The sequence below is a fragment of the Agrilactobacillus yilanensis genome (assembly GCF_003946725.1).
Lineage (GTDB): Bacteria > Bacillota > Bacilli > Lactobacillales > Lactobacillaceae > Agrilactobacillus > Agrilactobacillus yilanensis.
Genome location: NZ_RHOY01000005.1, coordinates 97,310 through 120,183 on the forward strand (window position 1 = coordinate 97,310; position 22,874 = coordinate 120,183).

Below are 22,874 nucleotides of genomic sequence, written 5' to 3' on the forward strand. Positions count from 1 at the left end.
TAGTTTGCATTCAATAAGATATTTGCTCAGAACTGTTATAAATCTGGTTTAGTTGAATGGAGTGAGGAGTTTATGAACTTAAATCAATTATGTTATTTTCGAGTCCTTGTAGAAGAAAAACAATATACAAAGGCAGCTAGTAAACTATTTATAAGTCAACCTAGTTTAAGTAACTCTATGAAATCTTTTGAAGAAGAGCTTGGTGGAAAACTCTTAAAAAAAAATGGACACCAAATGCAGCTTACTCAATTTGGTAAATCCATTTATGAAACTATTTGTACATCTTTAGATGAATTAGATCATGGTATTAGCGAAGCACAAAAACTGTTGAATCAACAGCCCAATACTATAAAAATTGCTTGTTTACCTACTACTTTTGGGACTGTCTTACCTAAGATCATAAGAGACTTCAAGGAATCTATTAATAAGTCTACGCATTTTATATTGTCCAGCAAGGCTTCTATTCCAGTAATGAACGGATTAACAAAAGAAGCTTTCGATGTAGGTATCTGCTCGTATAAATCTGGATACGACGATTTAAAATTTATTCCCTTTTATGCTGAAGAAATTATTGTTCTCGTTCCTAAGGAGCACAAGCTTGCAAAAGTCAAAAAAGTAACACTTAGTCAACTTAATCATCAAAATATTATTACTTATACACCCGAAATTCCTATTGGGGAAACAATTGAAAAAGATGTACTGTCCAAGCTATCAAACATAAACAATAACAATAAACAGATAGATGAGGTTGGTATTGCTGGATTAGTAGCTTCTGGCCAAGGCGTTGGCATTTGTGCGGATACTTCATTTTTAGCACCATTCGATTTAGCTAAGATCCCACTGAAAATCCCAGCTAATACCAGAATTGTTTATGTAGCCTACAATAATTCATCCCCTAGAAGTAAAGAAGTCGAATCCTTTATTCGATTTATTTTAGATTATGATATTAGTCAATTTGAATATCTCATTAAAAATAAAAACTAGTTCTTATTGTTTTTTTATAGAAATCTGTTATTATTAAAAATAATTAGTGAACCTTTTAACTTGACGTAATTTAATATAATTCCATCCTCTTAAGTTTTCCCCTAAATTAGAAAAGAGTTCTTTTTGATATGATAATTTTTCTAGTTTAGGTCTGTTAGTGTCACACTAAACTTAGGAGGTTTTTTGATGTCTGATAATAAAGTTACAACATCGAAATCTAATTTTATACCAACAGCTATAGGTATTTATATTTGTTATGCCGTTTTAAGTATTGCCCAAATTATCATTTCTCAATATAGTTCATATTTTCAATCATCCTGGAACACTAATTTAGCAGGTATTTCAACCGTTATCTCAATGATGGGGATTGGTAGACTTTTAACGATTCTTTTTGCAGGTGTTTTCTCAGATAAATTTGGTAGAAAACCTATCCTTCTCGTAGGTATGTCTTGTACCGTTGTGTTCTTCGTTGGCTTAATTTTTAGTACTAATATAATTATGGCTTCTATCTTTTCCTTATTCCTAGGCTTCACAAATTCTTTTGGTGATGCTGCAGCCTATCCGGCACTCTCTGAAGCATTTCCAGCTAAATCAGCAAGTATGAACTCATTAGTAAAAGCTGCAATGTCTTTGGCACAATTCGTAATACCATTTGTTGTTGCTACAATTCCAAATGCCAAAATTACATTATGGATCCTTGTTGCAATCATTATTCTCGATATAGTATTTATCGTTTTTAGTAAATTCGCACCACAAGGAACTACAAAAAAAGATGAGACCGTTGCTAACGAAGATACCCCTGTTAAGGCTGAAAAAATTGATGATAATCGGCCAAAACCAAGTATGAAAATTGACGGTATTGCGCTTATTGCCTTAGGTTTCACAATTTCATTTACATTCTATGTTTATACTCAATATATTCCTAACTTTGATATTTCCGTTTTAGGTTTAGCCGAAGGTGCTGCAAAAACTTTAATTTCATGGTATGCCATTTCTTCATTAATCTCTGTTTTTGCAACAACTTTCCTAGTTACAAAAATCAAACCAATCTATCTGGTTATCTTCTATCCACTCATTTCGGTTATTTTCTTAATCATCTTAGCCATTGCTCCAAGCGTTGCATTAGCCAGAATTACCAGTGCTGTAATTGGTTTCTTCGCCGCTGGTGGTGTATGGCAATTAGGCTTATCTGTTTTAACAACCTACTTCCCATATGAAAAAGGACGTGTCACTGGTTACTATAGTTTTGCAGCGGCTCTAACTTACTTCGTCGGTCCATTCGTTTCAAGTTTCATCATTGATTCCACTGCAACAAGCGTGCTTAAAGTCTTTTGGATTGATATTATCTTTACAGTTATTGGTGTATTACTTGCTTCATTTGTACAATTACGAAATCGTAAATACAAATTTTTCGTAAAGTAAATAGTATTCCTTAGTTCTACTATTATCATGAAAGCAGCTAGGTCAAGAATTAATTTTTGACCTAGCCGCTTTATTTGTTTATCAATCTATTCTTCTAATATTTGTATACAACGACGCTTCCTTGTCGACTCTTATCCGATTAAAATATATCCAAATACTGTTACTGCGCTTCAGCAATACTAAAAACAACAGTGCAATACCACTCCCCTACCAACAAAAGCCAGCTACGCTTGGTTCAGGCGAAAGGTTCCGGATAATCACACTTAATGACGCATACTACTGCGTTTTGAACTTTCTACAACAGCTATCTTGTAATTTTAACGTGTCCTCACTAAAACGAATCACTGAAGCTTTTATAATGGTTACTGCATCATATATTTTCTACAATACCACACCAAAAAAATAGCCCTCAGTCATTGTCCACACAATAACTAAGGGCTATTTAAATACTAACAACAATCAAATTTTAAAATTGAACGCCAGAAGGCGTACTTAAATAACCCTTTCAAAAATTGCTTTTTTTTGAAAGAGGCACATTTTTTGCACTATGCAACGAGAGAAATTCGATCACTATTGTACCAACGAATATAACTATCAATACCAACAATGGCTTCATCCAGTGTTTGAAAGGACTGAAAATTGACATATTCTCGCTTCAAAATCGAGTGAAAACTTTCTATTCTAGCATTATCTCCTGGGCACCCTTTTCGAGAGTAGGAGTGCTTTATTTGTTTATTTTGTAATGCCTGATTGAATAAATCGCTTGTGTATTGGCTCCCCATATCACTGTGTACAATCTCTACGCCGAGTTTGCGCAAATCTACTTTTTCCAACACACTCGTGGCCAGCTCTTTTGTCATATGGGCTCCGATCTTATGGGCGATAACCCTTCGGGTTTCTGGATTATATAGACTAGCTAAATACCTCCATTTCCCTTTGACTCGGATATATGTGATATCTGTTAAAAGTACTTTAGACCAGTCAGTCATTTTTCTTATTAGGTTTGGTAATTGGGGAACTTCAGTATACGTTTTAGGTTTTTTCATTTTTTTAATCATCCGTGAGTGTATGCCGAGCTCACGCATAAGGCGATAGATAAGGTAGCGGCTAACTGACCAGTTGAGCGCTTCATTAAAATACTTGGTCATCCTCGGATACCCATACATCGGATAAGCTAACCAGGACGCTAATACCTTTTCTTTTATCTGTTGTCGTCTAATCATTCGCTTACTTGGTTGCCAATTTAAATAATCATAATACGTTGTTCTAGGAATCTTAAGAACGCTTAAAATGCGAGTAACACGGTGCTTTGCTTCTAAATTGACACGAACTACTCGTAGTACAGTAGCCCGTCCCTTATTGATTAATTCTTTGCCAAAAACACCGCCGCTCGCTTTAAAATGTCAATTTCTTCTTTCAAACGTTTATTTTCTTTTAGCAATTCACGTTCTTTTATTGAAAGAACATTTCGATCCAATGGATCTGCCTGCCGTATCCATTTTGTAAGTGTAGAAACACTTACATTGTATTCTTTCGAAAGTGAGTTAGCAGACCGACCGGTCTGACTTAGTGATACCATTGACTCTCTAAATTCTTTTGAATATCTTGTAGCTGATGTTTTTGTTTGCATAATAAAAACTTCTTTAATAGATTATAGCGAACAACTTGTCCGTATTTCTAGTATAGGAGCCTAAGCCTTGTTAATAATTTCTCCACGTAATACGTATTCATTGTATTTTTACATTAAATTATTGCAATTTCGAGCAAACACTAAACGTCTACAAACTCCTATTTTAAGTCACAATACTATCAATTGAATAGTCAAACACTAAATCATTTTCCTCTCGCTTTAGATGAACTCCACTAAATTTTGTTGGTGTGATGCCTTTTTCTACCCAAGCTTCAAGACAAGACAATACATCATGCTCTGCTACTCTTGGAATGGCCTTTAGTCCAATCATTCCGATATCTAAAATAGCTGGGCCTCCATAAATATGACCCCATCCGGGAATAATTGAGAATCTGTAAAAGTCTTGTGTTTCTTGGGGTGAATAAACACGTTTAATTTCTTCGTAATAGTTCATAATGGTCTGGTAAGGAATAATTGCATCGCTGCTTCCAACAAAGTTAAGCAATTTTCCTCCATTTGCTTTAAACTCGTCAAGATTGGTGCTCGTTGCATCCAAGTGTTCTGCTAAAATAGCTTTGGTCTTTACATACAACTCGTCAATATCCGTATTCAATAAATCTACATTTTCTCCTAAAGCCCATCTAAATACATAGAAGTAGTCTTTGGCAAACTGTTCTTTATTGCTCAGATCCATCAGCCCTAAATTCTCCAATTCTGCTCCCGGGAAGTAGGCCAAATGTGGAAGAAGGTCTTTCGGTCCCTCATATATTTCAAAAAGAGCATCAATTTCCTCATTTGTAAATATTTCTTGTGCTAAAGTATACATCTCTGTATTCTTTAGAGGATTGGAAATCAGATGTGGATGTGTTAAGTAGTTATCACCAATCTTTCCTTCCGCTTCAAGTACATATTTATCGATAATTATTTTATGCCATTTCTCAAGAGTATCTTTATTGAAACCATTAGGTAATCGACGATGGATGTGTTGCCAATTCCATAGGAAGAAAGTATGGAGATCAACTCGATTAAACGCTGGAGATAAACAAACGATACCATCATAATCTGTCGGAAACCGTTGAGCTAAGCTCAATGCTTGTTGGCCTCCTGTTGAGCCTCCCATGAAATATGAGTGTTCAGGACTTTGATGGTAGAAATACTCACATAATTGTTTCCCGATTTGAGTCATGATGTGCGTTGACCGATAACCGTAATTTTTCCAAACCTCAATCTTTCCTATATCATTATTCGTATCTTGACTAACCCCCATATCAGTGTTGGCAGTTACATATCCTCTACTGACGCCATTAATAATAGAGATTTCAACGATTCCTCCAGCTGCTCCACCATTCCCGGTACCAAGAAATTTACCGTTCCACCATTTTTCTATTGGTAATCCAACTGCAACTTTAAACGATGTATTTTCTGGTGTGTGAACTGTCAATTCTACTCGATAAAATGGAATTGTATTACCAACTGCCTCTGTTATCGGATCTGTATTATTTTCAATAAATTGAACACTATCTACTTCAGTGTTTTCGTACTGAAAGTTTTTCAAAAGTTTAATTTTTTCTTTCATTTTAATAACTCATTCCTCATGTCAAATCTGATTAGGATAGAAAATTCTACAACATAACTAAATTATTTCTTCACATCGCACTGTACTAGTTTTTGCTCCAATAAATGAAGAAGTCTTTCCCATTCCTCTTCGTTTACTTTTGGAATTGTTTTTTCCAGATAAACCTTTAGAGGTGTACTGCCAAAATAAATGACATTATTCTTTAATCGTTCTTCATCAAAGTAGTTTCCAAGAACTTCCTTACATACTTCTACAGCACACTCATGTTTTTCAATGAATTCAATTGTGCTATTTAAAGAACAGCCATAAGGGTTCGGTCCTGTAATTTCAACTGATATGGTTTTATCAATCTGTCGAGACGATCTTCCTACCAGAATTTCATAATTTCCAGGTTCTACAGTCCAATCTTTATGCTGCGTATCATAAGACGCAAAATCCTTTGGAAATAGTTCTATCGTTACAATTATTGATTCTCCTGGAAGAAGGCTTACCTTCTTGAAGCCTTTCAATTCTTTTTCTGGTTTTAGAAGCGTTGAATTATCACTGTGAATATATAGCTGTACTACTTCTTTCGCTTCTATTAGTCCTTCGTTCTTGATTTCTACTTTCACTCTAAGCGGATTCTCTGAACGACTATCATAGCTTTTCTCTGTTAGTTCTATTTTCGGTATTGAGAATTTACTAAAGCTCAATCCAAACCCAAAAGGATAAAGTGGTTCAAATCCTTTATAATCATAATATCGGTATCCTACAAAGATTCCTTCCCCGTAATTAACCTTGCCGTATTCTCCTGGGAAATTAATTGCCGTCGGAGTCTGACGGTATGTTTTTGGGAACGTGATCGGAAGTTTACCACTTGGACTGATTTTACCAAACAGAATATCTGCCATAGCCCTCGCACCTTCCATTCCTGGAAAATACATGCATACCAAAGCATCAATCGAATCTATATACGGCATCAGTTCTACTGGCCCAGCCACATTGAGCAATAGAATCACTTTCTTATTCTCGGATTTTGCGTATCGAATCGACTCTTCCAACATCTTCTGATCTTCCACATCAAAATCCATATCTGGTCTATCTTTTCCTTCTTGACCAGAAGCACCAGCTGTGATAATAACAAATTCTGTGTCTTTTGAAATTTCTTCTGTACAGATATTTTCCGTATATCTAGCTAGTTCTGTTGTTAAGCTTGTAAATCTTGACGTATCGACCTGAGCACTTCCTGAACCCGATTCAATAAAACGATTAGATAATTTCCCGAACAGTGAGATACTAGCTCCGCTATTTAATGGCAAAACATTCTCATTTTTTAGTAACGTAATTCCTTCAGCAGCTGCATTATATGCTGCCGTTTCTGAAAGTTTAGTATCTATTTCAGGATATTTCTTCCCATTAAACTTAGGAGTTTTTAATATCACTTTTAACGTACGGGTTACAGCATCATCCAGTCGTTCCAGGGAGATTGTCCCACTTTCTACTGCACGGTACAGTTTCTCCTTTCCTCTCGGCCCAGGCATATCCAAGTCATTCCCCGCTTGAAGTGCTGCTACCTGATCATATACACCACCCCAATCGGAAACCACCTGACCCTCAAATCCCCACTCTTCCTTTAGGACTTCGGTGAGAAGCCAATGATTTTGTGAGCACGGCACACCATTAATTGAGTTATAAGCACTCATGACCGACAGAACATTTCCCTCTTTTACTGTTGCTTCAAAGCCTGGCAAATAAATCTCTCTGAGCGCCCTCTCCGAGATTAACTCATCAACTCCTTGACGTAACGTCTCCTGATTGTTTGCCGCAAAGTGCTTAACATCCGCAACCATTCCTTGATCCTGCACAGCTTTACTGAAAACTGGTGCAAGCTTAGCACTGAGATAAGGATCCTCAGAGAAAGATTCAAACAATCGGCCATTCTTTGGATCTCGATGAATATTGGTATTTGGTGTCCCGAGCAATACATCCACATTGTATGCCATTGCCTCTCTCGAAACTGCCTCACCCACTTTATAGACAACGCTTGGATTCCACGTCGCTCCTAGAAGTGTCCCCGGCGGGAAGCATCCGGGCTCTACGCCATTCGGGCGCAATTCTTTCACCCTTTGTCGTAAGGCTTCTATTAATTGCTGTTCCTTCAAATTAAATGTGTCTGGTACAGGAATATCCGTTGTAACATACTTCATATATGCCATCGCTCCAGCACCGCTTTCGTTACTGGACTGCTCCGTCTCTTCATACTCATCATTATTTTCTGATGGTATAATTTCTCCAATCATTTCCATAACATACTGGAGTAGGTTTACACCAGTTGCTCCATCCAGATATAATATTGACGGTATGCCATACTTTGGCATTTCCTGAGTAGTAAAAGCTGTTTTCCCTACCAAAAAGTCTACCTTCTCTTCTGGAGTCATTTCTTCAAGCAGAGCAGGTATTGATGCTTCGTTCACTAATTTACTCATTGACTATTTCTTCCTACTTTATCGTTTATTGGTCAAACACATCAGTTTACAAAGTATTATTTGCCCTTCATATAACTGTACCCCTTACATCTCACTTATCTCACATACTGGTCCTCGAAGTCCCATTGGTAAAACTTCACTGTAAGGTAAAGCCGTCAGAAACTGAGCGGGTACTCCAAAGAAGTTTCTGCTATCATTTCCATTTCCTGCAGATGCCAGAATGTTTACCACAATTTTATTTGTCCCTGGTTTCAGAAGGGAATCAACACGGAATCGATACGGTGCACTCATTCTCTTTCCAGCGCTCTCACCATTGATAAACATTTCACAACAATCTGATACATAGCCTAAATCGATCCATTTCGGTACGTCTTCTATTTCCATCATGGTTTGATAACTTAATGCCCCATCAAATGAATACCCTATATAATCTTCCGGTGTTGGAATGTTTGCTTCTGTGTCACTCACTTGTCCATCAGGGAACCGCAGGGTCCACTTCATTGGTCGTTCACTTATTACAATATTGCTTTGGACTGCCGTATCTTCTTCTGTCTGCTCAGTCATTAAAAGCGTCATTTCATATTGCCCCAAAGTTAAGGTTACTTCTCTCGTCCCATCAGACAATAGCTTTTGGCTCGGTGTCACTTTTTCTCTCGTAACTGGATCTTCACATCTTACTATCGCGCCATCTTTGACCTTACAGTGAACAGTCATCGCTCCTTGAGGCGCTTCGTTATGCAACAAGTAGATATCTTGATCTTGCATTCGGATGTGTGACGTTCTAAGCCAACGGACATTAGTACCTGTGAATTCTAAATTTTGAGACAATCGTTGATTTACATCTTCAAATAAATCGGAAATCTGAATCGCCTCGATATTCACTGAATCAGGAACGCGGTCAACAAATATTATTGGGAATCCTTGTAACCTAGCTTTTTCAGTAAATCGTTTCACTTCTTCTGGCAAAGCCTCACATGCCGGTATAATTAGACATCGATATGCGTGACCATTTATTTCCAACCCATTATCAGTATTTGTAAGGTATTTCTCAGGAAATGCGAAGACATCTGCTGGAATCACATCATAACCGATTTGGTGTCGCGCCAACTCTGATCCAATACGGTGAAACTTCCCTGCTTTATCCCCTTCCCGCCATTCTGCCTCGGCATGGTAAAGAATTGCCACTTCACGAATTGGTGTTGCCGTGCGTAACAATTGGCACATGCGATCTGTATAATCAAGCAAGATGTCTGTATATTCTTCTCTCGCAGTTGTCATAAACTCTTCCATAAAAAGCATACGGTTTACACCATTTACAAGAAGATGATCGATTAGAAACTTCCGTTCTGCCATCCCTTGCTGACCATACATAGCAAATACTTCTGAAAAGGACCGGTTATTCTTTATCGGATTGATATGCGCTTCTGAAGCAGCAAGTTTTGCCAATCCATAATGATAAAAGCTACCATCTGCATTTCCTGCTCCATACCACGATAATACGCCGTCTTTACCTGGCATGATTTGCCCAGCAATCACATCTATTCCCGCTTCATCTTGATAGTACTGCTGTCTGAAATAGTGTGAAGGGCCACAACCCAATTTGTCATGACAGCCTTCATCTTCCAACACATGGCCAATATAGCCGATGCCCTTTTCTTGGCAAAATGCGTACACCTGTCCATTATAATTATCTCTTACAAGGAGCGACACAGCGTTCATATAATCTCTGCGAAAATCCTTTCCGACATCGCCAGCATCGTACCACAAGCTTGGTAAGTGAAGGAGCCATTCCTCATCAAATTCAGCTAGTTTCTCTGCCATTTCAGAACTCCAAGGAAAAGTATCACAGTCTGATGTTTCTTTGCCTCGTTTACCAGGTAACATAAAGTAATCGAAGACCGCATCGCCTCCGTTATTTCCAATCTCCGGTTCATCATAGAAGAAGCCCAACCACGATTTCGAACTTTCATCTTTTAAGTGCTCGTACAGTGGTTGATGTACTTTCTCTAATTCCAGAGCAACTGACTCTTTGCTTAGTAAATTCATAAAGTAAGGGCGACCTGCTGATTCCGGCGTCTCAAATAACACAAAGATTCTCCATTTACCTTCGGGCACATTCCACTTGAGAAAGCCACCATGTTCAAATTCATCCAATCTGATAACGGTATTCATGTCAAGAACGACCTGAAACGGTGATGCATCGGCATCCAGTAGCTTACATGCAACAATTGCCAACTTATTTCGATAGTTAGGTGACTTAACATCGAATTTATGGATAGCTTTACCGTACATGGCATGTAATAATGATCTGTGCGAAGAACAACTTCCCTTGCTGGTCCCTCTATATCGATATGGCGTTCGTCAACAAAGCGTTTATTTAAATCTCTGTATTCCTCCATCTGATATGCCCCGTTAGCATTTCCAGTAGGAAAGGGCGCATAATCTTCTAGCCAGAAGCGCATGTTTCTTTTCTTCAGCGCCAGAACCAATCGGTCAAGCGCTTTAAAATATGTCTCATCAAATTTAGCAGGTTCCATTCCCTTAGTTTGATAGCTGGCAATAATTTCATTAAAACCTACGCTCTTTACTAGATCAAGCCTTTTTCCGAGATCTTCCTCTTGTTCCTCCATGAAAAAGTTGAAAAATAACCCATTTGTATATATTTTGTCGTTCATTTATACTTTCTCCTCTTCTATTGCAGGCCAATAATCGTCAAATAACCGTGTTCCACTTTTGTCTTCTACATTCTGATATAGATATCGCTTCACTTATAATCTATCTTCTAAGAGTAAACCGGTATCGGGTGAAACGTGATTCTACCCTCTAAGCCATGCTCTTTCCAACTCTTGCTTGAGAAACGAGGACATGCCTTAAATATTAGGATAATTAATCTATCCATTGTTGCGGCATGTTAAAGCACGTTAATCTTTTTTTGCTTTCTTGTCTTCATCTCTATGACAACTACAGAATTCAATATCCCATTGATTATCTTACTTTAATTCTCTTTGTATAGTAGCTCAACACCGACATTCTGATTCGTACCTTTTTGAGTATTAGCTATCCAGTCAATCATCCTAATTCCTTCATACGACATATTAAATACTGTTTCTACACCAATAATCGTATGATCTGTTAGCCCTGTTCCTTCTAATTCATTACTTGCCATATCATAAAAATAAAATGACATATTTGGAATTGCTTTATGTAACACTTCGTAGGTGTTTCTTAACACTTGCTGCAAGCGATCACCTGTAACTTTATCAGATTTCTTTACTCTAAAATCCAAATAACTTTGTGCTTCTACGAGAAGTGCATCACGATACGTACAAGTAAATGCTAATTTCAATTTCTTACCCTGTTTACTATTAGCATCCAATATGGCATCAACCATAAGATTATTACTCATCATTACTTCTGAAATTGACTCCGGTGCTTTCCATTGATTGACCGCTGTCTTTGTCCATCCATCGTATTCCAACGAAGAACTATCAATTAAACAATAGAAATCCTCACACTTCGGAAATTTAGAAATAATATCGTTGGTTAGTAACGCAGCACCAAATCCGCCTGCAGAGAATCCGGAAATAATCACCTCTTCAGGATTGGGAACAAATTCTTGAATTTTTTCGATCATTGCGCAAAAGTTCAGATAGCCTAGATGATGACAAACGCCTTCGCCAACTTCTTCGTCGTTATAATAGAAATCATTTGTCCCACAATGGAAGTCTCCACTTGCATATGGAATCACCACGACGGACCAGTTTTTATAAGGGTTTTCTTCAATTTTTTGATTCGCAAGACCCGATCTACCGAAAAAGTAACCGATAACATCTGTATCAGGCAAATAAAACGTCTCTTTTACATCCCTTTGATTAATTTTGTCAGGTCTGGCTGCTGAATATGCATCAGCAGCCACTCCTCCACCACAAAAGAGAATTAACAGTTTGTTCTCTGTCCCTATTTTCATCGTACCTTTATACGGTACTTTATTTGAACAAATACAATTTTCCGGATAATAGGTATACCATTTATTTACCTCTGGTTGTTCGACTAGATCATCAGGTCGTAATGCCATCATGACAAGAAGAGTATTTCTTTGCTCTTCTGGGAGTAAATTAATTTTCTCCAATTCTGTTAACATAACTATTCCTCTTTATTGGATAATATTTTCACTCTAATCATAGAGTGAATCTAGTACTGACTTCTCAAATACTTTGTCTCCGGTTGATGTATCAAGAATATTGGCCAGAAGTCTGGAATTTCTCATATATACAACATTAATGCGGTTTACAGGATCAATCCACGTTAATGAACCGTAGGCACCACCCCATCCGTAACAGCCATCCGGTAGAGAATCACTACCTGAGCGGATATTCACTAATACGCCAAACTGCATACTTGGGAAAAACATCCCTTGCATTCCTCTTGCTGTTAACGGCTTTCCAATCATATTTGCTCGTTCGTTCGAAAGTATTCTGTAACCATTACTTCCAATACCTCCGCGGCGAATTGCCTCAGAAAATTTCATATAATCATTCAAGGTACTGACCAATGAAGCTCCTCCTGAATGGTAGCTTAATGGCGCTGAAAAGATTGTTTTTCCAAGAGATTCCGGATCGTCGTTAAATTTTCCATTCTCGTCTTTATTCAGTACTGTTACTAAGCGGCTCCATTGTTCAGGTGTGGGTTCAAACACAGTATCCGGCATTTCCAGCGGCTCAGTTATAAATTTTTTAACATACTCATCATACGGCATATCCATTATCATTTCTGTCATACGGCTGAGCAAATCACATCCAGCCATACCACTATATGCCCACATACTGCCTGGTTCAAATGAAAGCATCGCCTCATTCTCGTAGAAATCTACACCGTCTTTTAAGTCTTTAAAACTATCCTTAATAAAGCCACCTGTTTGTAATATCATTCTAGCGCCCACTGGATCGGACGCCATAATTCCATTCGTATGCGTTACCAAATGTCTCACTGTTATTGGAACATTTGACTTACGATCGGGGATAATATTTCCCTTATCATCCACTTTTGCAATCCATTTATTTTTAAATCCAGGGAAAAATTTAGAAATCTCCGTATCCAAAGTGATTTTATTTTGATCAATCATTTGCATCGTGGTCACACTGCAGATATTTTTGGTCATGGATGCTAAACGGAATATATCATTATCCTGGACTGGACTTTCCTCACCTAATCTAGCTGTACCCACGCTAACTCTAGATATCATCTTCCCATCTTGGTTTATCTGACAAATCCCACCTAACATCTGTCCTGCCTCTACCGTACGCGTCATAACTGCTCTCAGATTTGACTCTAGTTTTTCCACATTAATTTTCTTCATATTTTTAATCCTTTCCTTTCATCCAACTAAAGCGCAACACTAAAGGAAAATGTGTTGTGCTTTTTTGTACTATATTACAAATAAAATTGAGTTGACTTAGAACAAATATAGCTCAGCAGAAGTGATTATACTGTAGTCTAGCCACAACTTTGAAAATTTGTAAGTATATTTCTCTCATCAATTTCAACAAATTGTGCCCACGATCACGTATATACTTGGATAAGCTACTCGTTTTTGAACGGGAGTGATTGTCAAAGGTTAGGCTCTTTACAATTTCGGAAAGGAACTATCTCTAATATTAAAAATACTATACCGTGTTTGATGTGATATTGCTTTCCACAAGCCTTTTGTCGTAGAATTTCCAATGTAACACAATCGTAGAGTATCATTTTAATCTAGATATTACTCATTTTCTGTAGTAACATCATGTTTTTCTTCCAAAGTTTTTTTCATTTCAGCTCTTATTTCTGGAGTAATTGGATACATAAATCTATAAATAGCCCAGCAGCACAAGCACAAAATTGCTGGTATAACCGTAACAAATAGTTCAAAATTTGAGATCATCCCAGGAATTTTACTTAAATCCCCTGCATATGCCCCTGTTTGTGCATTAACGCTATAACCGGCTAATATTAGAACGAAACCTGTAGCTGCACCCGTCAAGGCACCAACAGTCTTCTCAAGAAATTTATTCACTGATGTGGTCGTCGCGGTCATATTTTTTCCAGTTTTATACTCAGTAAAGTCCGCCACCTCGACATTTAATAGTAGAAATGGAATGGTGGCCATGCTAATCGGAATCCCTGCCAAGGCGTTAAGGACAACGTATACAATTGGCAAATTAGCAAGCACACCTAACCTAATTAATACAAACATTAGGAAATAGAAGATACTTGCTGTTAACATTAACAACCTAGCAGCTCTATCAACTTTACCAATTTTTTTGACGAAGAGATTAGCTAAAATCGGTGCTACAAAGCCTAATCCTAATGAAATAACACTAGAAACCCCATATATTGCAGCGTATTTTGTATTATCTACTACACCAGTAGATAAATCTGCTGTATATTGCCATTTTAAATAATAAATCATCATCCCACTCATAAGCCCAAATGAAGCAGTCCCGATTACATATGCAAAATTATGTACCCATAGAGCTTTATTCGTTTTTACCATCAATTTTAGATCTTTAAAGTTTAAAGCTGTCTCTTCTTCCTTTGTGTCTTTTTTTTGGAAAAACGGTTCATGTAACAATTTGATACCAAGTAAGGAAATACTAACAGCGATAATCATGAAAAACAAAACTGTTATTTGTACTGAACGACCCATATTATTGATATGGGCATTTAGCATTGTTGCAATTGGTACTGCAAGGCTGGCGGGTACAGCACCAATTATCATACACATACGCATCCATGTCATGATTTTTGAACGCGTTGGGAAATCTGTAGTTGCTTTTTGAAGGATTGGCATCAATCCATTAAAGGCTGAGCCTACTTCCATGATAATGTATGATAACAATACCCAACCCCATAATAAGATTACATTAGCTTTTACAAAATGAGGAATGAAAAATAAACCAGTTATTCCGACTAACATAAATGCTTGACTGAAGAGAGTAAAAAATCTATATTTTCCAAATTTCTTTTCTTTTCCCCTATCCATAATCCAGGCTTGTAATGGATCATCTACTGCATCTACAATACGACTTACGACTAAGAATGCAGTCCCAAATGCCACTGCAAATCCACTAACACCCATAGCTTCATCAATTCCAGAGTAGTCTGTTATATATTGAAAAAATAAGCCAAAAACAACACCAGTAAATGCATAAGATAAATTAGGAAGGGTAAAACCCATTAGGGATTTAAAATCATTAGGATATACCTTTTTCTCTTTAGTCTTCATGTTTTTCTCCTTTAATATTTTTATTTTTGTTTAGTTTACAATCAATTTTTACAATATCTTTCTTTATCTATTGCAATTGCTCCAGTAATTCAGATAATCAACGATTTAGCATAGTTTCATAAGTTAAACCTCCACTAGGAAAAGACATTCCTAATACATTTTAAATTATTTTAAAATCAACTTATCATTCAGATTATTAGTCTCAATATGAATAAATCCAATCCTTTCTGATACTTTATTTTTTAGTTCTCTTTTTCTATTCCAATTTTTTCATTTCTTCCCCCAAAAAAGTAATATTGATTTATTGACACTTTAAATTGTAAGCGTTTTTTCACTTTTTTCTTTTCTATTTTTTACAAATTTATTTAAAAAATTACTAATAACAATAACGTAAAAAATTCTTTCAAAAAATAGACTTATAAATACTTATTGGCAAAAAAACAAATCTCTTCAAATAGTAATTGAGGAAAACAAATATGGTACAATCTTATATATGAGGTGAAGCAATGGTTTATTCAAACGATTTAGATAAACTGGTGACAGAGTATCAACTAAACAACAGCGAAGCGAGGCTCCTACGATTACCCATGGAGAATGAAAAGCTTTTTTTAATGAAAATTCGCCAAGGTGACTATCGAAATGTTAGTTTTAGTCAATTTGATGCTTTAGAAGAAAAAATGGGGCCACTCTCAAAAGATAGATTCAAACATTTTGAATACACAACCGTTACTGCCATATCACTTGCCTGTAGGGCTGCAATTGATGGTGGTTTAGCACCTGATTTGGCCTATGATATTAGTGACACTGCTCTTCAAAAGCTTTGTCAGATTAAAAGTTTGGATGAGATGCACACACTCTTAGTTGATACCTGCCAGTTTCTTGCTAAGAAAGTTTACCTTTCTCGTCAAGGTAAAAGTAGCTACATCATTGAGCAGTGCAAGGTATACATCCAGAGAAATATTTTTCAACGTATCAAACTAACAGAAATTTCGGAATTTGTTGGAGTAAACGCATCTTATCTTTCACGTATTTTTTCTGAGAAGACTGGAATGACCATTCATAACTATATTCAAAAGCAAAAAATTGAAACAGCTTGTCACCTATTAAAGCATTCCGACCGTTCAATAGTTGATATTTCCCTTTACCTCAGTTTTCAATCACAAAGTAATTTCACTACTGTTTTTAAAAAGTGGGTCAAACTGACCCCATCTGATTATCGAAATCAGTATCGAACAGTTGATTTTGCTACCAAAGATAAATCTATTTAGGTTTAGATCACAATTACTTCTGGATAACCCAGACGTTCAAAATCTGGCCAAAATTTATTTATTTTAGCCATCCTACCATCAAAAAAGTTGTAGATTTGTTCATTAAAACTACAACTTTTTTAGTTATTTTAATGAAATAACTTATAGATAATTTCCAACCTAATCGAACTATTACCAGTTATATTCGTTGGTACAATAGTGATCGAATTTCTCTCGTTGCATAGTGCAAAAAATGTGCCTCTTTCAAAAAAAAGCAATTTTTGAAAGGGTTATTTAAGTACGCCTTCTGGCGTTCAATTTTAAAATATGAGGGTTTATTTCTATTGAATAGACTGTTATTTGATTTGTTTAACTGTATTTAACGCTCACACTTCAATTCTTTCTTATTTTTATGTTCGGATTCTTGACATAGGGGCCGAAATTTGTGAATTTATTGTAACGGACAAAAAACCAAGTGATGATTTTATAAAATCATTTAATCAAAATAACGTTGAACTCTTTTATTAAAAACACAAAAAAATAACCCTCAGTCATTGTCCACACAATAACTAAGGGCTATTTAAATACTAACAACAATCAAATTTTAAAATATACTACAACTTATTTTTTAATTAAATAATATTAACAAACTTCAAACCAAACATCTTAGCCAAATCTTCTAATTGTTCAATTGTTAATGTGAATGAGAAGATTGTATGATGGCCGCCACCATTTTGAATCCATTCAGTAGCGCCCTTCTTCAAACCAGCTTTAGGTGTCCAAAGTTGTTTAGCAACTGGCAAATGTGGTGTTTCAGCTTCAGGCTTGTTCCCAGATACTTCATAGGCGATCATCCGGAATTCATCCCCGAAATCAGAAATTGTAACATCAACAGCATCGCCTTCAGAACCTGTAAATACAAGACGTGCAGGATCTTCCTTGTCACCAATATCTAAAGGATGTACTTCAACTCTAGGTGTGTCACTGGCAATTGTTGGATCAACTTCAAGCATATGAGAACCCAAAATAGCTTCGTGGCCCTTACGTAAGTCCAAAGTATAATCTTCCATGAATGCTGTCCGGTCGTTATGTGCCATAATCTTTAATAAACGGCCCAAAGCAGCAGACTTCCAGTCACCTTCAGCACCAAAGCCATAACCTTCAGCCATCAACAATTGTGTTGCCAAACCAGGTAATTGTTTCAAACCATAAAGATCTTCAAAATTATCAGTATAAGCATTATAACCATTGTTGTCTAAGAAACGTTTGATACCAAAGTATTGACGTAATTGTTCTCTAACATGTTCTTTGTAAGTTGCAGGATCATTATCGCCTTCAACCAACTTGTAAGTCTTAGCAATTTCTGCATATTTTGCATCAATATCAGCATCAGAAACTTTGTCGATTTCAGCAACTAAATCACCAACTGCAAAGTAATCAACCGTCCAACCAAATTGAATTTGTGCTTCAACCTTGTCGCCATCAGTAACTGCAACATTACGCATCTTGTCACCAAAAGAAGCAACTTTGATCTTAAAGCTTTCGTTGTAAGCAACGGCGGCATCTTCCCAACGTGCAATTTCTTCTTGAACTTCTTTATCGCCCCAGAAGCCATAAATGACTTTGTTGTTCAAACGTAAACGTGCATTGATAAAGCCATATTCACGATCACCATGGGCACTTTGGTTTAAGTTCATGTAATCAAAATCAATCGTATCATAAGGAATATTGTTTAAATATTGTGTTGCTAAATGAAGCAAAGGTTTTTGTAATAATTGTGTCCCACGGATCCAGTTTTTAGCTGGTGAGAAAGTATGCATCCATGTAATTACCCCAGCAACCGTATCATCATTATTAGCAGCCTTCATTGTTTCTGTAATACTTTCAGCTGTTGTTGCAACTAATTTAAATTCAACAGGATAAGGTAAATTGCCAGAAGCATTTAATTTATCAACCATATCTTTAGCATCTTTTTCAACGGACTTTAATTGTTCTTCCCCGTAAAGATGTTGGCTACCAGTGATGAATAAAAATTTGTAATCAGGAATATTTAACATAACAATGATCTCCTTTAGTTTTTATAATTTTTAAAAGTAATTACCTAATTAATTAAGAACGTTTTGCATGACCTTGAGATTTGGCATTATCTTGACCATAGTAAGCACCCTCACCATGTTTGCGATAATAATGCTTATCTAACAAATATTGCGGTACTTTACAATCGTCGCGTGTCAATTGCAAAGTATGATAATCCATCTCTGCAACGGCCTCTAAAACCTTGGCATTGTAAACGGCTTTATCTGCCGTTGCGCCCCAAGTAAATGGACCATGCTGACGAATTAAAATGGCAGGAATAGCTTCTGGATCAAGATGTTTTTCTTCAAAAGTCCGCACGATAACTTCACCAGTGTTGGCTTCATAAGCAGATTCGATCTCTTCTTTTGTTAAAGCATCTGAAACAGGTACATCACCATAGAAAGTATCCGCATGCGTTGTCCCTAATGCTGGTACAGCCACCCCAGCTTGTGCAAATGAAACGGCCCAAGGTGAGTGCGTGTGTACAATACCGCCAATTTTAGGGAACTTATTATACAAAACCGTATGCGTTGGCGTATCACTAGATGGATTCATGGTCCCTTCCACAACTTCACCTTTTAAGTTGACAACGACCATATCGCTAGGCTTTAAATCTTCGTAATCCACACCAGAAGGTTTAATTACAAACAAACCTTTTTCGCGATCAATCCCTGAAACATTGCCCCAAGTAAACGTGACTAAGTTTAGCTTAGGTAAACGCATATTTGCTTCATAAACTTCTTGTTTCAAATCTTCTAACATTTATCAGATTCATCCTTTCTCACTGATTGAATCGCCGGCTTGTGCTTCAACTGCTAAGCCGTCTTGATAAGTTTTGATAAATTCTTGATAACCTTGAACCCCTTTAGGCTCTGGGCTTAAGGTCATACTTTCTGGATCCTTAAATACTTTTGTATCTAAGAAGTCACTCAAACTCTGATCAGCCGCATGTTGTTTGGCATAGACTGCCAATACAGCCATCCCCCATGGTCCACCTTCACTAGCGGTATTCATGACTGTAATAGGAATGTTCAATGCATTGGCTAACACTTGTTGACCAATAACCGGTGTCTTGAAAAGGCCACCTTGCGCAATCATCGCATCTGTTTGGATATGTTCATCTTCAACTAAAATATCCATCCCGATTTTTAATGGGGCAAAAGCTGCGTACAACTGCGTTTGAATAAAGTTCGGTAAATTAAAGTGACTATTTGGTGTTCTAGCAAATAATGGTCGACCAGCTTTGATCTTTGTAATATTTTCACCAGATAGATAACTGTAGTTCACTAAACCACCAGCATCTGGATCAGCCCGAGTTGCTTCTAGGAAAATACGTTCATAAAGTTCATCAGGTTTTAAATTCAACCCTAACCGAGCCGCAAATTCACCGAACAGCGAAACCCAAGCATTAATATCTGAAGAACAATTATTAATATGGACCATTGCCACTGGTTCACCCGTTGGTGTTGTGACAATATCAATATCTCGGTGAACCCGTTGCAAAGGCTTATCTAAAACAACCATTGAAAAAGCAGAAGTCCCAACTGAGATATTCCCAGTCCGTTCCCGAACACTGTTGGTACCAACCATACCAGTGCCCGCATCACCTTCTGGCGGTGCCATCAAACTGCCCGCTTGCAAATTGCCGCTGACATCTAATAACTTAACGCCTTGTTCCGTTAACGTCCCAGCTTCTGTACCAGCCACTTGTACCTCTGGCAAAATATCTTTAACTTGCCAGTCATAAGCCTTAACTTTTGGTAAATCACTGAATTTTGCTAACAAGTCCGCACGGTAAGTTTTCGTCTGCTCATCAATTGGGAAAACCCCAGAAGCGTCACCGACGCCTAAAACTTTTTTGCCAGATAACTGCCAATGTACATAACCAGCTAACGTTGTTACAAAATCAAGATCTTTGACGTGTGCTTCATCATTTAAAATAGATTGATATAAATGGGCAACCGTCCAACGTTGTGGAATATTAAAATCAAAAACATCCGTTAATTCATCGGCGGCTTGTTCTGTAATGTTATTCCGCCAAGTTCTGAAAGGTACCAATAATTGATTTGATTTATCAAAGGCTAAGTAACCATGCATCATGGCACTAATCCCAATGGCATCTATTTTAGTAATCGTTTGATGATATTTATTTTGAACTTCTGCTGCTAATTGGGTATAACTCGTTTGAATCCCTGTCCAAACTGCATCCAATGGATAAGTCCAAACACCGTTTTCAAATTTGTTTTCCCATAAATAGCTGCCGGAAGCAATCGTATTAAAATCATCCGTTACAAGTACTGCTTTGATTCGTGTTGATCCTAATTCCAGCCCTAAAGAAATATGTCCGGCTTTAATCGCTTCTGAAATTTCTAGTACATTCATTGCCAGTAGCCTCCTACTATTTGAATTTTAGAAGTCGTTAATTAATTTTTCTTTGCGTCTTCTGCCATAGAAAGATGATGTTTTGTACCTTGTTCTTCGATTTCTTCCAATGTTTTGCCCCGAGTTTCTGGTACTCTTGTCCGAATGAAGACAACACCCAGTAAACAAATGATCCCAAAGATGGCAAATACGGCTTCTTGTGGCATAGAGGCTGTCATAATTGGGAATAATAAACCAACTAAGAAAGACCCAATCCAGTTAAAGGATGATGCTAAGCCAGATGCCCGGCCCCGAATTGCTAATGGGAAAATTTCACCAACAAGGACCCAAGTCAAAGGTGCCCAAGTGAAGGAATACATTGCAACGTAAAGAGATAAGAAGACAACAATCATCATTGGATTAGCATTTGGCAAAATCATATTAATGATTGCTGGTAAGATAAAGGACAAGCCCATGATTGTACCACCAAACATTAATAAAGAACGCCGATTGAATTTTTCAGCAATCCCGATATAAACTAAGGATCCAATTACTAAGATAATCCCTTGAATAATTGGCCATAATAATGCAGAGCTTGCGGCATTCCCTGTTGCTTTTTCAACGATCAATGGAATGTAGTAGAAAATTGCGTTAGCCCCTTGGAATTGTTGGAAAGCAGCAACCCCAACCCCGGCAATTACTAGGTAACGGTATTTACCCGTAAATAATGTGTGCCAAGAGGATGTATTAGCAGCTTGTGTTTCTTCTTTAGAAGTTTCTTGAATGTCTGCTAATTCTGAATCAATTTGACTGTCATCTTTACGAATGTAAGTCAAAACTTTTCGAGCTTCATCAGCATGTCCCGTTCTAACTAAGAAACGTGGTGATTCGGGTAAACGTAATACCCCAAAGAATAAAATAATAGCAGGTACTGCAGCAAGGCCTAACATTAACCGCCAAGCTGTTTGTTCTGGTAATTCCTTTAATAAGAAGTCGACAATATATGAAAGCAACATCCCAGAAACGATCATTGTCTGGTTAATCCCGGATAATGAGCCTCTTAAACGTGCCGGTGCCATTTCAGACATGTAAGCTGGTACTAACGCAGAAGCAGCCCCAACGGCAAGTCCTAAGAACATCCGAACAATAATCAAGTAGATTTGACCATCGTGAGGGGATGCTGCTGAAAGTATTGAACCAGCAACAAAGACTAATGCAGAAATCAAAATCATCTTACGTCGGCCTAACTTATCTGAAAGTTGCCCCGCTAAAGCGCCACCAAAAATGGCCCCAAACATAACGGCTGATGTAATCCAACCTGTAATTGTTGCATTATTTTGTAAATTCCAGTCGACCTGTAAGAATGGTAAAGCACCGGTCATAACACCAATATCATAACCGAATAGAATACCGCCAAATGATCCAAAGAAGTAAATAAAGCCACTTGGAATTTTTTTCTCCTTGTCCATGATTTATCCTCCTAGTTTTAAGCAAATTAATTTTAGAACCAGACGTTCTTACTTAAAACGTTTTCAATTATTTAACAAAATTAGTGTAATATATTAATACGAATAAATCAAGTATAAAAATAGTTATTAGGACAAATTTTTATTTAGGTCCACCTTTTTAACAAACTTATTTCCTTTTATTTTATAAATAATCAGTTGTCAGTAAGCCATTTCATAAAAACTAATATATCCTAATAACTTCTAATAAAGTTGAAATGGGCCCATTAATCCACTATAATCTGTACTATCGAAAGCGCTTTTAAGTACTTAAGTACGTTAGCAGCCTTTCGTCAGCGGCTTAAAAGCGCTGCTTGCTTATTTTAAGGCCTAAAAAAACGAGC

15 protein-coding genes are annotated in these 22,874 nt (G+C 37.0%); 3 read left to right on the plus strand and 12 right to left on the minus strand.

The window, feature by feature from the left end:
- Positions 1-72: 72 nt before the first annotated feature.
- Together EKM93_RS05410 and EKM93_RS05415 are read left to right on the plus strand one after the other, a co-directional pair.
- Positions 73-984, plus strand: coding sequence for a LysR family transcriptional regulator (locus EKM93_RS05410; RefSeq protein WP_125713841.1), 912 nt, complete (start codon positions 73-75; stop codon positions 982-984).
- A 186-nt stretch (positions 985-1,170) separates the two neighbouring features.
- Positions 1,171-2,406 (plus strand): MFS transporter, encoded by a 1,236-nt coding sequence (locus EKM93_RS05415; RefSeq protein ID WP_125713843.1) that lies wholly within the window; start codon positions 1,171-1,173, stop codon positions 2,404-2,406.
- A 545-nt stretch (positions 2,407-2,951) separates the two neighbouring features.
- On the opposite strand, the gene EKM93_RS05420 is transcribed toward EKM93_RS05415, so the two are convergent.
- The 8 genes from EKM93_RS05420 to EKM93_RS05455 form a co-directional block, all read right to left on the minus strand.
- Positions 2,952-4,036 (minus strand): IS3 family transposase gene (locus EKM93_RS05420; protein ID WP_125713845.1). Its coding sequence is split into 2 segments (ribosomal slippage): positions 2,952-3,799 and positions 3,799-4,036, totalling 1,086 coding nucleotides; the frame shifts between segments, so codons are not numbered across the junction.
- Positions 4,037-4,199: 163 nt separating this feature from the next.
- Positions 4,200-5,612, minus strand: a complete 1,413-nt coding sequence (locus EKM93_RS05425) for a tannase/feruloyl esterase family alpha/beta hydrolase (protein ID WP_125713847.1) — start codon at positions 5,610-5,612, stop codon at positions 4,200-4,202.
- A 62-nt stretch (positions 5,613-5,674) separates the two neighbouring features.
- The gene (locus EKM93_RS05430) at positions 5,675-8,077 is read right to left on the minus strand and encodes a glycoside hydrolase family 3 N-terminal domain-containing protein (RefSeq protein ID WP_125713849.1); all 2,403 of its coding nucleotides are present in this window, start codon (positions 8,075-8,077) and stop codon (positions 5,675-5,677) included.
- A gap of 84 nt (positions 8,078-8,161) precedes the next feature.
- The gene (locus EKM93_RS05435; protein WP_164506997.1) at positions 8,162-10,249 is read right to left on the minus strand and encodes a hypothetical protein; all 2,088 of its coding nucleotides are present in this window, start codon (positions 10,247-10,249) and stop codon (positions 8,162-8,164) included.
- Positions 10,246-10,752: a hypothetical protein gene (locus EKM93_RS05440; RefSeq protein ID WP_125713853.1), complete on the minus strand. Its 507-nt coding sequence runs from the start codon at positions 10,750-10,752 to the stop codon at positions 10,246-10,248. The genes EKM93_RS05435 and EKM93_RS05440 overlap by 4 nt, the downstream gene beginning before the upstream one ends.
- Before the next feature lie 320 nt (positions 10,753-11,072).
- Positions 11,073-12,218, minus strand: a complete 1,146-nt coding sequence (locus tag EKM93_RS05445) for a pectin acetylesterase-family hydrolase (protein ID WP_125713855.1) — start codon at positions 12,216-12,218, stop codon at positions 11,073-11,075.
- Positions 12,219-12,251: 33 nt separating this feature from the next.
- On the minus strand, positions 12,252-13,433 hold the full coding sequence (locus EKM93_RS05450) for a serine hydrolase domain-containing protein (RefSeq protein ID WP_125713857.1): 1,182 nt from the start codon (positions 13,431-13,433) through the stop codon (positions 12,252-12,254).
- 402 nt (positions 13,434-13,835) lie between these two features.
- Positions 13,836-15,341 carry an MFS transporter gene (locus EKM93_RS05455; protein ID WP_125713859.1) on the minus strand — a complete coding sequence of 502 codons (1,506 nt, stop codon included), beginning with the start codon at positions 15,339-15,341 and terminating at the stop codon, positions 13,836-13,838.
- Between the two features lie 506 nt (positions 15,342-15,847).
- Here EKM93_RS05455 and EKM93_RS05460 point away from each other — a divergent pair.
- The gene (locus tag EKM93_RS05460; RefSeq protein ID WP_125713861.1) at positions 15,848-16,609 is read left to right on the plus strand and encodes a helix-turn-helix domain-containing protein; all 762 of its coding nucleotides are present in this window, start codon (positions 15,848-15,850) and stop codon (positions 16,607-16,609) included.
- Positions 16,610-17,220: 611 nt separating this feature from the next.
- Here the strand turns inward: EKM93_RS05460 and araA are convergent.
- From araA to EKM93_RS05480, 4 genes are read right to left on the minus strand one after another with little or no spacing between them, the layout of a single operon-like run.
- Positions 17,221-18,645, minus strand: coding sequence for an L-arabinose isomerase (gene araA, locus EKM93_RS05465; RefSeq protein WP_125713863.1), 1,425 nt, complete (start codon positions 18,643-18,645; stop codon positions 17,221-17,223).
- A 52-nt stretch (positions 18,646-18,697) separates the two neighbouring features.
- Positions 18,698-19,426, minus strand: a complete 729-nt coding sequence (locus EKM93_RS05470) for an L-ribulose-5-phosphate 4-epimerase (RefSeq protein WP_125713865.1) — start codon at positions 19,424-19,426, stop codon at positions 18,698-18,700.
- A gap of 9 nt (positions 19,427-19,435) precedes the next feature.
- Positions 19,436-21,046, minus strand: a complete 1,611-nt coding sequence (locus tag EKM93_RS05475) for a xylulokinase (RefSeq protein WP_125713867.1) — start codon at positions 21,044-21,046, stop codon at positions 19,436-19,438.
- Positions 21,047-21,087: 41 nt separating this feature from the next.
- On the minus strand, positions 21,088-22,494 hold the full coding sequence (locus EKM93_RS05480) for a sugar porter family MFS transporter (protein WP_125713869.1): 1,407 nt from the start codon (positions 22,492-22,494) through the stop codon (positions 21,088-21,090).
- Positions 22,495-22,874: the final 380 nt, after the last annotated feature.

What these genes read in the sequence shown, in the direction of transcription:
- EKM93_RS05410 (WP_125713841.1), top strand. Translation starts at nt 73, where the DNA reads ATGAACTTAAATCAATTATGTTATTTTCGAGTCCTTGTAGAAGAAAAA.
- EKM93_RS05415 (WP_125713843.1), top strand. Translation starts at nt 1,171, where the DNA reads ATGTCTGATAATAAAGTTACAACATCGAAATCTAATTTTATACCAACA.
- EKM93_RS05425 (WP_125713847.1), bottom strand. Translation starts at nt 5,612, where the DNA reads ATGAAAGAAAAAATTAAACTTTTGAAAAACTTTCAGTACGAAAACACT.
- EKM93_RS05430 (WP_125713849.1), bottom strand. Translation starts at nt 8,077, where the DNA reads ATGAGTAAATTAGTGAACGAAGCATCAATACCTGCTCTGCTTGAAGAA.
- EKM93_RS05435 (WP_164506997.1), bottom strand. Translation starts at nt 10,249, where the DNA reads ATGAATACCGTTATCAGATTGGATGAATTTGAACATGGTGGCTTTCTC.
- EKM93_RS05440 (WP_125713853.1), bottom strand. Translation starts at nt 10,752, where the DNA reads ATGAACGACAAAATATATACAAATGGGTTATTTTTCAACTTTTTCATG.
- EKM93_RS05445 (WP_125713855.1), bottom strand. Translation starts at nt 12,218, where the DNA reads ATGTTAACAGAATTGGAGAAAATTAATTTACTCCCAGAAGAGCAAAGA.
- EKM93_RS05450 (WP_125713857.1), bottom strand. Translation starts at nt 13,433, where the DNA reads ATGAAGAAAATTAATGTGGAAAAACTAGAGTCAAATCTGAGAGCAGTT.
- EKM93_RS05455 (WP_125713859.1), bottom strand. Translation starts at nt 15,341, where the DNA reads ATGAAGACTAAAGAGAAAAAGGTATATCCTAATGATTTTAAATCCCTA.
- EKM93_RS05460 (WP_125713861.1), top strand. Translation starts at nt 15,848, where the DNA reads ATGGTTTATTCAAACGATTTAGATAAACTGGTGACAGAGTATCAACTA.
- araA (WP_125713863.1), bottom strand. Translation starts at nt 18,645, where the DNA reads ATGTTAAATATTCCTGATTACAAATTTTTATTCATCACTGGTAGCCAA.
- EKM93_RS05470 (WP_125713865.1), bottom strand. Translation starts at nt 19,426, where the DNA reads ATGTTAGAAGATTTGAAACAAGAAGTTTATGAAGCAAATATGCGTTTA.
- EKM93_RS05475 (WP_125713867.1), bottom strand. Translation starts at nt 21,046, where the DNA reads ATGAATGTACTAGAAATTTCAGAAGCGATTAAAGCCGGACATATTTCT.
- EKM93_RS05480 (WP_125713869.1), bottom strand. Translation starts at nt 22,494, where the DNA reads ATGGACAAGGAGAAAAAAATTCCAAGTGGCTTTATTTACTTCTTTGGA.